The 11,812-nt window shown below is 35.1% G+C and carries 13 protein-coding genes; 4 read left to right on the forward strand and 9 right to left on the reverse strand.

All coding sequences use genetic code 11. The annotated features are described in order from the left end of the window. Nucleotides 1–11 precede the first annotated feature (11 nt). From PRO_RS01690 to PRO_RS01700, 3 genes are all read right to left on the reverse strand, one after another. Nucleotides 12–1,262, reverse strand: coding sequence for a CCA tRNA nucleotidyltransferase (locus tag PRO_RS01690; RefSeq protein ID WP_011124489.1), 1,251 nt, complete (start codon nt 1,260–1,262; stop codon nt 12–14). A gap of 64 nt (nt 1,263–1,326) precedes the next feature. Further along, nucleotides 1,327–3,750: an ATP-dependent helicase gene (locus tag PRO_RS01695; protein ID WP_011124490.1), complete on the reverse strand. Its 2,424-nt coding sequence runs from the start codon at nt 3,748–3,750 to the stop codon at nt 1,327–1,329. Nucleotides 3,751–3,827: 77 nt separating this feature from the next. Beyond that, nucleotides 3,828–4,034, reverse strand: coding sequence for a hypothetical protein (locus tag PRO_RS01700; protein WP_011124491.1), 207 nt, complete (start codon nt 4,032–4,034; stop codon nt 3,828–3,830). 242 nt (nt 4,035–4,276) lie between these two features. Between PRO_RS01700 and PRO_RS01705 the strand changes: the two genes are divergently transcribed. Genes PRO_RS01705 through PRO_RS01715 form a run of 3 tightly spaced genes read left to right on the forward strand, consistent with a single transcriptional unit; the run spans nt 4,277 to nt 5,998 of the window. Further along, on the forward strand, nt 4,277–4,825 hold the full coding sequence (locus PRO_RS01705) for an R-phycoerythrin subunit beta (RefSeq protein ID WP_011124492.1): 549 nt from the start codon (nt 4,277–4,279) through the stop codon (nt 4,823–4,825). A gap of 49 nt (nt 4,826–4,874) precedes the next feature. Beyond that, nucleotides 4,875–5,342 carry a bleomycin hydrolase gene (locus PRO_RS01710; RefSeq protein WP_011124493.1) on the forward strand — a complete coding sequence of 156 codons (468 nt, stop codon included), beginning with the start codon at nt 4,875–4,877 and terminating at the stop codon, nt 5,340–5,342. Nucleotides 5,343–5,389: 47 nt separating this feature from the next. Next, nucleotides 5,390–5,998: a HEAT repeat domain-containing protein gene (locus tag PRO_RS01715; RefSeq protein WP_011124494.1), complete on the forward strand. Its 609-nt coding sequence runs from the start codon at nt 5,390–5,392 to the stop codon at nt 5,996–5,998. A 3-nt stretch (nt 5,999–6,001) separates the two neighbouring features. Here the strand turns inward: PRO_RS01715 and PRO_RS01720 are convergent, their stop codons facing one another. Beyond that, nucleotides 6,002–6,898, reverse strand: coding sequence for a HEAT repeat domain-containing protein (locus PRO_RS01720; RefSeq protein WP_011124495.1), 897 nt, complete (start codon nt 6,896–6,898; stop codon nt 6,002–6,004). Between the two features lie 77 nt (nt 6,899–6,975). Between PRO_RS01720 and PRO_RS01725 the strand changes: the two genes are divergently transcribed. Further along, a complete protein-coding gene (locus tag PRO_RS01725) occupies nt 6,976–8,295 on the forward strand; it encodes a HEAT repeat domain-containing protein (RefSeq protein ID WP_011124496.1) in 1,320 nt (439 codons plus the stop codon). Between the two features lie 18 nt (nt 8,296–8,313). Here PRO_RS01725 and PRO_RS01730 read toward each other — a convergent pair whose 3' ends face one another. Genes PRO_RS01730 through PRO_RS01750 form a run of 5 tightly spaced genes read right to left on the reverse strand, consistent with a single transcriptional unit; the run spans nt 8,314 to nt 11,754 of the window. Then, nucleotides 8,314–8,901, reverse strand: coding sequence for a chromophore lyase CpcT/CpeT (locus tag PRO_RS01730; protein ID WP_011124497.1), 588 nt, complete (start codon nt 8,899–8,901; stop codon nt 8,314–8,316). Beyond that, complete coding sequence (locus PRO_RS01735) at nt 8,898–9,443, reverse strand: phycobiliprotein lyase (protein ID WP_011124498.1); 546 nt, start codon at nt 9,441–9,443, stop codon at nt 8,898–8,900. Before PRO_RS01735 ends, PRO_RS01730 begins: the two co-directional genes overlap by 4 nt. Beyond that, nucleotides 9,433–9,621 carry a hypothetical protein gene (locus PRO_RS01740; protein WP_011124499.1) on the reverse strand — a complete coding sequence of 63 codons (189 nt, stop codon included), beginning with the start codon at nt 9,619–9,621 and terminating at the stop codon, nt 9,433–9,435. Before PRO_RS01740 ends, PRO_RS01735 begins: the two co-directional genes overlap by 11 nt. Before the next feature lie 12 nt (nt 9,622–9,633). After that, nucleotides 9,634–10,446: a phycobilisome rod-core linker polypeptide gene (locus PRO_RS01745; protein ID WP_011124500.1), complete on the reverse strand. Its 813-nt coding sequence runs from the start codon at nt 10,444–10,446 to the stop codon at nt 9,634–9,636. Between the two features lie 12 nt (nt 10,447–10,458). Next, nucleotides 10,459–11,754, reverse strand: a complete 1,296-nt coding sequence (locus tag PRO_RS01750; protein WP_011124501.1) for a PucC family protein — start codon at nt 11,752–11,754, stop codon at nt 10,459–10,461. Nucleotides 11,755–11,812 lie beyond the last annotated feature (58 nt).

The following is an 11,812-nucleotide window of genomic DNA, read 5'->3' on the forward strand; positions in this document are numbered from 1 at the left end:
ATTTATTCTGATTACTTTTTTTTAAGTTCGATATATCTAAGCCTTTTAAGTTCTAAACCTAATTCTGGACCAGACTTCCATCCAGTCTGAAGTAGATCTTTAGCTGTTATTTTTGATTTCACGAGCCGCCACTTTTCCCACCATCTTAATAAGAAGCTCCAGAATGATGGCATTAAGCAGATTGTAATTGCTATAGATTCAGGCTTCCAATTTGTTGATTCAATTTCTTCGCACCATCTTGAGGGATCCCAAACCTCAATATTTTCTGACAAACTAATAGAACAAAAATGGTCCATTATTTCTTTGCTTTCAATTAAAAGTTGTTGTTCTTTTTTTGGTATTTGTAATCGCATGCCAAGGCAATATGGATTTGACGACCCTGCAATAAAAGCAGTCAATGGACTTACACCTAACTTGAATGCCCAGCTAATTCTTTGTTCCCAATGTTTGTTGTTTTGAAGCTCTTGGTCGAGCAAAATCAATGCTCCCAATTCTTGAAGCTGTTGAAGTGCTCCTCTCCATTGCTCTGTTCCATCAAATAAAAGTTCTAGTTCCATACGCAGTCTCGTGGCTAGAGCAGCAGGAGCATTTTCAGGAGGCATTTGTGTAGTCCAATGCCAAGGCCATGTTTTTATTGTTGAGCGTATTTGTTTGATTGCTAAAGGAGTTAAGTTGAAACCTAGTCTTGCTGAATAACGAGAGGCTCGAAAGACTCTGGTTGGATCTTCTGAGACGCTTTTGTCATGTATAAATTCGATTTTTTTTTCTGATATTGAATTTATACCCTCGTAAGGATCTATCAGCTCTTTGGATTTCAAGTCAAATGCAATGGAATTAATTGTGAAATCTCGCCTAAATAAGTCTTTATTTATTTCACTGGGTGCAATCTTCGGGTTTTCAGCTAGGTTTTCATATCTTTCTATTCTTGCTCTTGCAACATCTATAGCAACATCATTTATTTTTAATTCAATTGTTAGATAGGAAGGATTTAGACGATTAATTATGACGTTTGATTTTCCAAGGTTTTTTTGTAGCTGCATCGCAAAGTCTTTTACCGAACCTTCGATAACAAGATCTATGTCACGAAAGTTATGTTTTGATTCATTGTGAATCAGATGGCTTAATTCATCGCGCACAAACCCTCCAACTATTGCAATTCTTTTAACAGCAGCTTGATCTGCCGCTAAAGTCAAGTTCTTACAAAGACCTTGAGGCAAGTTTGGGAATTCATCTGTAAACTTGGCTTTAGGAAGGCCTTTCATGGCCTTAGAAAGATAGGTTGTTCTTCGATCATTTTAAAAAGTAATTTCCTCAACAGTTTGACTTTTAAAGTTCGTCAATTGGCTTAATTGGAGCTAAGCGCGGGTCAAGAATCTTTGGACTCATGCCAATAAATTTAATGGCTATTGAAATTTTTTCTCCGCTTCCAAAAACATGTGTTATCTCACCTCGACCAAAACGGGAATGAATTACGACATCCCCTATGGACCATTTTTTGCCTGGGGCTGGACCGGAACTATACCTTCTTACTGCGTTGCTAGGAGCATCATGGGATTTCTTCGAAACATCTGATGGTGAGCCTCTATCAACACGAGTCAAGCGTTCAAGCCGGTTATCTCTTCTTAAAACTGTTCCCCCTGATAGCGGGATGTCACCTTCTATTAGCTCTGAAGGAATTTCCGAAAGAAATATTGATGAAACTGCAGGTTCACGCATGCCTCCCCACAACCTTCTTTCATTTGCATGAAATAGACATAATTTTTCTTTAGCCCTTGTTAGGCCGACATAGCAAAGTCTGCGTTCTTCTTCTAGAGAAGCTGGATCATCAAGTGAACGATAACTAGGGAATAGACCTTGCTCCATTCCTACAAGACAAACTATTGGGAATTCCAAGCCTTTACTGCTATGCAAAGTCATTAGAGTTACTCGGTTAAGCGAACTGTCTTTATTGTCTGCATCACTTGCAAGAGCTGCTGTTGCCAAGAACCCTTCAAGATCTCCTGCTTCATTTTCCTCTTGATATTGAAGAGCAGCATTTACAAGTTCTTCTAGATTTCTTCGCCGTTCTTCGGCTTCATCTGTTGCAATCGAAATAAGCTCTTTTATGTAGCCGCTTTTTTCTAATGCTAATCGAATAATTTCAGCAGGACCGGAGCTATTTAAATGAGACTGTAATTCTTGAATAATCTCTCTGAATTCTAATAATCCTTTTGATGATCTACCCCCTAATGAACGAATTGCTTCAGGGTCAGTAACGATGTCCCATACAGTTACACCTAATTGACTAGCTGCGTCTGTAAATTTTTGAATAGTTGTTTTGCCAATTCCTCTTTTAGGAACATTTAAAACTCTTAATAGGCTTACGCTATCAGATGGGTTAATTAATAGTTTTAAGTAGGCTAAAATATCCTTAACTTCTCTTCTATCATAGAAACGCAGGCTGCCAACAACAATGTAAGGTATGTTCCAACGTACAAGTGATTCTTCTATAACTCTAGATTGAGCATTAGTTCTATATAAAATTGCAACATCACTCCAGTTTAAATTATTATTAGCTGCATCAATAAGCCTTATTCTATGGACAACAGCTTCGGCTTCTGCAATTTCATCATCACACCTTGTGAGCTTTATTAAATCACCACTACTTCTAGTTGCTTTTAAAACTTTATCTATCCTTTCTTTGTTGTTAGAAATCAATGAATTAGCTGCTTCTAAAATATTGGAAGTTGACCTATAGTTTTCTTCCAGCTTAACAACATTTGAATCATAATTGCCTTTACTATTTGCACCAAAGTCCTGTTCAAAACCCATTAATATCCTAAAATCTGCTGCTCTAAAGCTATATATACTTTGATCAGCATCTCCAACAACAAATACTGATCTACCTTCCCATGCCTTGAACGATGAAGGTGGCTCTCCATTGGTGACTAAGAGCTTTATCAACTCATACTGAGTCCAATTCGTATCTTGATATTCATCTACTAGCAAATGTTTAAATCTTTTGTGCCAGTAGTCTCTAGTCTCTTTGCTCTGTTGTAATAATTGTACTGGAAGAAGAAGTAGATCATCAAAGTCCAGAGCATTATTAGCAGCAAGCGCTTTTCTATAAACTCTATAAGCCTTAGCAGTTAATCTGCTTCTTAATCCTTCTGCACTTTCTTCTAAAATATCTGGTAAAATCCCTTTATTCTTTGCATTACTGATTGCCCAACGAATTTTTTTTGGTTCAAACCTTTTAGGATCGAGCTGTAAATCTTCTGTGACTATTTCTTTGATCAAGCTTAACGCATCTTTCTCATCATAAATAGAGAAATGTCGTGTCCATTTCAAGCCTTCTTTATCAACATACTTTTCAATATCAAAACGTAGTAATCTTGCAAATAGAGCATGAAAAGTACCTATCCAGATTTCTTTTATGACTTCTCGATATATTCTGGTACGCAGTTCACTTTGTATAGATATTTTTAAAGTCGAAAATGGCTGTCCAAATTCAATTTTTGCTAGTTTTTGAGCTAAAAGAATTTCCAATCTATCTTTCATCTCTCTTGCCGCCTTGTTTGTAAAGGTCACTGCAAGGATTTCTGAAGGCTCAACCTTATATTCTGATATTAGATGTGCTATACGATGTGTTAAAGCTCTGGTTTTACCACTCCCTGCGCCAGCAACAACTAGTAAAGGTCCTTCATAATGATCTACAGCTTTTGATTGCTCTTTATTAAGTCCATCTAGGAATGTAATTTGATTATCCATCTTGCAATTGTTTAAATAAATATAAAAATAAGGATTTAGATTTTACTTGCTTTTTTATACATCTGAGTTCAAAAAATTTAACTATTTTGGTTGCTTTGAGCTGTTAGTGCTTTTAATGTGGTTTCTATTTGTTTTAGTTCAGAATTTTCTTCTAAAATAGACTGAATTTTGACTTGGGACATGCGCAGCTTTTGAGACATATTAATAATTTCAGTCTGAAGTCTATCTCTGTAGTTTCTCAACGCATCTATTGAGGCATTGATTTCTTTTTGAGTTGCTTGCAAAATGACAGCTCTAAACTCTTAAAAGGCTAGCTCAAAAGCTTGAAAAGTTATTGATTAAGTGACTTCTCAATAACTTATTTGAGGCATTTTGTATAAATCCCCCTTTAGTTCAGTTAAGAAGCATTGCAGAGTACCATTTCTGCTCTTCTAGAAGAGGCATTAGAGTTAGGTTGGACAGCGGTGCTTTTCAATACCAGTAAGAGGCACTTAAATCACATAATTTCTGGTTTTTAGGTATCCAGATGCTTGATGCATTCTCAAGAGCAGTTGTAAGTGCTGATTCGAAAGGTGCCACTATTGGTAGTGCAGAGTTATCTTCTCTTAGGAAATATGTAGCAGATGCAAATAAACGTATAGATGCAACTCTTGCAATTACTCAAAATGTTTCTTGTATAGCTGCAGATGCTATATCAGGAATGGTTTGTGAGAATACAGGCTTAACTCAACCAGGAGGTCATTGCTATCCCACTAGAAGGATGGCAGCTTGTTTAAGAGATGGTGAAATTATTTTGAGGTATGTAAGTTATGCATTGCTCGCAGGTGACCCATCTGTATTAGACGATAGATGTATTAATGGATTAAAAGAAACTTATATTGCCTTAGGTGTTCCTTTGTCTAATGCAATTCGTGCTATAGAGATCATGAAAATTGCAACGGTTGCAATTATGACTGAAACTAATTCTGGTAGAAAAATGTTTGAAGGTATCAATTCAGGGTCAGGAGCTGAGTGTAAAGATATTGCTTCAGAGGCTGCCTCTTATTTTGACAGAGTAATTGATGCTTTAAATTGATGGCCATTTCAATGAATTATTTTATTCCTTCCCTAGAAATAAGCTGCAAATGAAATCAACAGTCACCACAGTTATAGCTTCAGCCGACGCTGCTGGCAGATTTCCTACAATTAGTGATATTGAATCTGTCAAGGGGTCTTTTGATAGGGCTAAAGATCGATTGGAAGCAGCAGAAAAGCTTTCTATTCATATAGATAGATTTACTTCACAGGCATTAGATTACGTATATGGCACTGAGAACTATGAGCAGGCTAATAAGGACAAGTGCTCTAGGGATATCCATCATTATTTGCGTTTGATAAACTATTGCCTGGTTACTGGAGGCACTGGGCCATTAGATGAATGGGGCATTGCTGGAATGCGAGAAGTGATTCGAATTCAACTCTTGCCTACAGCAGCTTATATAGAAGCATTTACCTATATTCGAGATAATTTAGATATACCTAATGATATGGGTCAGCAAGCTGGCGCTGAGTTTAAGAATCTTCTTGATTACCTTATTAATGCCTTGGCTTGATCAAAACCTTCTAAGAACTTGAGAATAAACTAATAGATATATATTCTATGAAAAGAAGAGAGGAAGTTCCTAGCCTGGATAGTATTTTTGCCGATCTAGATCACCCGAACCCAAATATTAACCAAAAAGCATGTTTAGATATGAAACATTTTTGGCCTAAGGAATCTATTGCACGTTTAATTAATAATTTGGACCATGATAATGTTGAGCTTAGAAGAAAATCAGTAAAGGCACTTGCTTGTTTTGAAACAGATGTATTGAGGGAAGTAATACATTTATTTATTAGTACTAAAGATAATCTACTTAGAATAAGCTATTTAAAGGTATTAGTATTAATAGCATCTAAATGTAGCCTTACTAATTTTACTGAAGATGTACAGAAACTATTAAAATCAGCGCTTGTTGATGAATCTACTGAGATAGTCTTAATGTCTATTTCTTTTTTAAGACAAATTGGGAATGAATCAATTCCATACCTTAAAAAACTTTGCAGAGATAAAAATGTTCTACGAGCGAAATCAGCAGTTTCTGCATTAATAGAGATTCCCGATTCTTCTCTTCAGCAATTTCTTATCACAATAGCGCAAGATTCTTCATTAGATGATCTTATTAGGGATGCTGCAATACAAGCCATGGAAACTAATATCCTTGATTAGTCTCTATGTATTCCTTTTGATTACTTTTATACTTAATTCAAGAATATTAATAACTTCGGCATCATCTTCATTTAATAGAGAGTTCCTTAATCTTTCTATTTGATTGCTTGCTTTTAGTCGCATTAAAGATAATGCTGTCTGCTTTCTTACCTGTGGGTTTATATGACTTAATTTTGAGGCTAATAGGTCTAGGTCCCAATCTTCTTCGTTAAGTGCTCCTATTAATCTAATGGCTTCAATTTGCACCTCAATTGAAACGTCATTTAGAGCATTAGTAATAATATTTTTTGCCTGTAAGTCACACAATGTTTGCGTTTGTTCCCCTAGAGCGGCAATGCAGGATGCTCGAACTTTTGGATTTTTTGATAATGCTGCTTCTTTTAGAGAGTTGGCCCCTTTTGCTCCTATAAAAGAAAGGCCCCATCGTGCTAGACCACATTGCATCTCCGAGCTATTTGGCCTCTCTAGAACCCTAACAAAATATTCAATCGCATGTTCGCCAAATATTGCAATCGCACCCGCAGAAGAGCCTTGAACAACGGGATCTTTATCATTGATCAGGGCTTCTAAAAGATCAGGTAAAGCAGATGGGTCTCCGACAAGTTTTAATGTTTTTGCAGCAGCTCTTCTTGTGGTGACATTTGGACTTTTTAAGAGTGCCTCGCGTAATTCAGGTATAGATGCTGGCCCAATTGCGCCTAGACTTTCTGAAAAAGTCCTTCTTAGCATTCCTCTATTATCTCCAAGTCCAGCAATAAGTTTTTTAATTAGCTTTTCATCTTTTTCTGGTCTAAAACCTTCTTTTAGAGTTTGTTTTAGTTCCTCAGCTAAATTTGAAGCCTCTTCTTGACTTAGAATAGTCTTGTCATTCAATGAGTTTTGCTTAGAGTCTTCTTTCAATTGTTTTTATAAGTAGTGATCTTTTAGAAAAGTTTGATTTAATCATATATTTAAAATCGGCTTGCTTTAAGTAACTGATGAGTTTCGGTGCTTTTGATACTCTCCCTAAATTAAGTCAGAAAGATGCTTTGCATATTTTAAAAACTCCTATAGATGAATTAAAGCTCTCTAGCGATTATTACAAGGCAGTTTTTCATCTTGCTAAATACCCTTCTCGAGAAACCGAAGAAGCCCTGATGGATTTACTTATTTCGGAATCTATGGATAACTCTATTTTGATAGCCAAGAGAAAGGCTATAGAGGTCCTGGGAAGACTTGGCTGTAAAAAAGCAATCACAATTATAGGAAATAATCTTAAAAGCAAAGACCCTTATCTTGTTGAAAACGCAGCTTGGGCTTTGCAAGAGCTGTCATGTGCAGATGCAAAGTTGCATAATTTGATTGGCTGTTTATTAGAACAGTCTCATCAAAATCAAAGAGTACTCATACAGAGTTTAGCTAAAATGGGAGCAATCTCAGAATTGCCAAAAATAAAACAGTTGCTTGTTAAGGATGAGATATCTTCAGGAGTTAAAGGAGCTGCTATAGCGGCGATTTCAAGATTAACAGGTGAATCTAATAATCTAGATATTTTAAGAAGTAACCTAGATTTAGATAATCAGAATGATAGACAATCTGCAGTTCAGGATATTATTGATGCAAAAGAATATTCATTATTAGAATTAGTACTTCAAACTCCAGTATCGCCATACTTTAGGATTAGATCTATTGAACTATTATGGGATAAGACTGTAGATCACTTGTTTGAATTTAATCTCACTAAATCACTAGATTTGCTTTTATTAGATGACCCAAAAAATATAAGAATTCTAAATCATTATCAATCAAAAACTAACTCTAATTTCTTAGTGAAAGAATTATTTTCTACAGACTTTAGGAAGTGCTATCTAGCATTAAGCTCACTTCTGAAGATCCCTAAGGAAGAAATTTGGACGACTATAAAGGATTATTTGCAAGAGTTTAAGAAAGATTACGGAGCACTTTACTTCCTTATGATCATTCTTCGTAAAATTAATGATTCTGGGGATAAAAATAATAAAATATCTATTGAACTTCTGAATCATTGCTTAGATGATAGTTGGCCTAAATTTATGAAATTCAAGGCGCAAGCAATTTTAGCATCGGTAGATATTGATAAGAATATTTTCTATGATAATTATGAAAATTGGTTGAATGAAGAAAAGACACCTTATTGGGTATGTAGATACGCCACTTTAATGTGTATTCAAAGATTAATTGATAAGGAGAATCAAATTAAATTTAAAGATGCTTTATTAAGAATTAAGGTTGATAGTAATAAATTTGTTAGATTAAAAGTCAATGATTTATTGATATAATTATTTTATACTAATACATTATTTGGCTTCTTCGAATATTTTCTTAAACTTTAAAGGTCCATTTTTGGCTCCCCATACTATTGAGTCTGTTTGGATATCTAGTCCTTGGTCAGTACTATTGAAATTATATTTATTAAATTCAACGTTGCTAACAAGATAAGTTTGTATCCCTCCTCTTTCAATTAAAAATTTTTCATCTTTCTTCAGACTGCCTCTATAATTTCCTTCTTCAGTTTTCTGGAAATGCATTTCACAACTTTTTCTTATAGATAGATTTTCTTTTTTGATTTCATCTAATAGCTTTAAATTAAAGCCAGCTCCAGCAATTCTTATTGCATTTATTATTTTATAGTTCTCTAGTATAAAGTAATTTTCTTTAACTATTAATCTATGTACCGCTTGCCTGTATGGTGACCAAGGTGAATAATCATAGCTTTGTTCAGAATAAATACCTATTCCTCTAAATAAATTCCAGGGTAAAGGCCTAAAGTATATATTCATATAGGCATATAATTTTGGCTGATGATATGCCTGATCCTTATTACTATATTTTCCACATAATATTTTGGCAAAAAGTACTTTTGATTGACTTTCTTTAAAGCTCATTCTCTATAGGGTTTATGCACTCTTTTTATTTCCGATGCAAATGATGTTTGCAAAATTGCCTTGGATTCTAACGAAAGGATTACGGAAGATCTACATCTTACATTTTCACTAATAAACCAAATTCGTTCTTCAGCAACTGTTTGTTCGTAGACAGTAGATAAAACAATGGTTCCATCTGATATAAAATGATAGTTAGAGATTGCATCTATTTTTTCTGTATAGCCCATACTCCTTAAAATAATTCCTTCTTGTTTTGAACTTGGTATAGGGATTAAGAGACTACAGCCACTTAGATCATTTGACGAATCTGAACCTTTCCAGTTTGACTCCCCAGACCATTCTATTTTGAATGGAGATATGATTTGGGGCTTTGAGTATTCACTTTCCTTTAAATAATCTTTTATTTGAGTGTCATCTGGTTGAAGTAAAGTTATAGAAATATGGCTTAAAACTTCTTCGAATTGTTTGAATGCGAGTGAATGCCCGCTTCTCATTGAATTCCATTCGCCTTCACTTTTGTTGACAAACTCCTCAATCCCCATTTTTGCTATTTAATGATTCTTTTGAATCTAAATCCTCTAGATTATTGCTCCCCTTTTGAATCATTCTTACCATTGAATCGACCATCATTGACATGGCCATAGGTACTTTCTTACCTGAAGGGGTCTGAGAAGATTGATCACCTGGGCTTTCGTTAGAAGGAGGCCTTTTTATAGTCATAATAGACAAGCTCTACTTATAAATTACGTTATCACTGGAAGCAAAACCTTTTCTGAATAAAGCTGTCTTTATAAAGCTTGATGTTGTACTGCCACAGGGTGAATTCCAGTGCCTTTGAAATGGCACTATGTCTTCTCCAAAGTGTTCTTCATACTCTAAAGAATTCATTAAGGAATCAATATGAGATTCAAAGCCTTTTTCTCTTATAAAATTTATATTATTGATTAGTTCTGACTCATCCTTAAGTGGTCGCCCTAATAGATGCATAAATCTAAGCTCGACAGATCTTATTTGACTTACTCTTTCAATAAAATGACGACTATAAAATTCTGACTTAGCAAGTGATCGAATAAATTCTCTAATTGGGATGTCCCCATTTCTTAATCTTCTTTCTAATTCTTTAGGACGTTCGCTTTCCATTGGATTTAAGTTGCCAAAGATTTGTTTATATGCTGCTACAACAGCAATCTCAAGTGCTTCATCACTGATAGGGGCAAACCTCTTATAAGTAAATGCATCTTGAGATCTATGAATTGTTTTGGAGCCAATAGGTTGCTTTGAGTTTATATAATTCTTTCGCTTATAAATATTTCTTAGCTGAATCATTTCTTTGTCGATTACTTGATTAGGGTTTGCAGGATAATTGCTGGTAAAAAGTTTTTCCTGGCCGGGCATATAAACGCTTCTAGAGTGCATTATATAAGTTGTTTGCTTGCTACCAGAAACGCGTGTTTTGCCGTAGCTAAATGATTCTCTTTTCGATATATCAGAAAGTTTAACTTCTAGGGAATGTCTAGAAATAAAGTCTGCTTTGCTAGTCTTCATTTTAAAAGATTATCAATTGTCTAGGTCAGACATTAGGATCTCGCTCATTTTAGCAGATGTTTCATTCTTGAATTTACTTATACTCACTTTATTAAGTATAAATATAGAGATTATAATTATGATTATTTCTATTGAGAATACAAAAGAAAATGCAAATAGAGAGTTATCGTTCCCCCCTATAATTCTTCCTAAGTCTAACAATCCACCACCAATTAATTTACCCATTGCTCTTGACAAAGCTTGAGCTAGCCCCCATACCCCTACGAAAGTTCCAGCAACTTCAGGAAGTGTAAGATCAAGCATTAATGATAAGGCACTATTGGTAGCTATCCCTGCAGCAACGCCAAATATAAATAGAACGAGAAAAAGTAAATTGCTATTTTCCAATGCTCCACTAATGACTAATAGTCCAAGCGAAATTGCTATTAGCCAACAACCAAGTTTTGCGGCAGAAAATTTTCCTATACTTGGAATAATTAACAGACCGCCTATTAATAACCCAATCAATGTTCCTATGCCCCAAAAAGCATTAAGTAAGGTTGTTTGTGAAATGGGTAAGTTAAATACTTCCCCTCCAAAACTTTCCAAAATAGGATCTTGAAGGAAAAGGCCTAAAGTATAAAAAATAAGAAAAGCAAAGAAAATAAAAATTTGCTTGCTAGATCTAATCAAGGACCATGCTGACTTTAAACCAATCTCTTGCCGATGTTTATTGCTGCCTTTAGTTAGGGATTTGCTTTTTGGTTCTATTCCCCAACAAGAAATTATCGAAATTATAAAAATTATTGTACTAACTCTAAGCATGAACTGTTGAAGTGTTGGTTGGAGTAATGCAGGGTCAGTTATGCCATCTAAGCTTTTAGTTGTAATTGAAATTGCGATAGCCCCAACAATAATACCGATAGTTAGCATGCACCAAATAATGCCGACGGCTTTAGGCCTTTCTTTCTCATCTGTAAGATCAATAACTAATGCTAAATAAGGCGTAGTTGACATTGATATGGCCAAGCCGTAAAGGGCAAATAATGAACATAAGCAAATCACACTTGCTGATATTGCAGCGAAAGATCCTTGTGCTAAAGCCTTCTCAGTTAAGAAAATTATTGGTATTGATAAAACAGCTAAGAAACAAAAGGCTGCAGAACCTAGATATATATAAGGGGTTCTTTTTCTACCTTTAATTGGCCAACTATCAGAGATATTGCCAAAGAGCACTCTTGAGGGTGCAACTAATTGTTCAAAAGCAAGCCCTCCTCCAACAAGTATTGCTGGGAAAGCAAGTTCTGTGATCATTATTCTATTAAGCATGCCAGCAAAAATCACTGCCAGGCAGCCTAAGCATCCCTGAAATAGGCTAAGCCTTAGG

It is taken from the genome of Prochlorococcus marinus subsp. marinus str. CCMP1375, from assembly GCF_000007925.1.
Classification (GTDB): domain Bacteria; phylum Cyanobacteriota; class Cyanobacteriia; order PCC-6307; family Cyanobiaceae; genus Prochlorococcus_E; species Prochlorococcus_E marinus.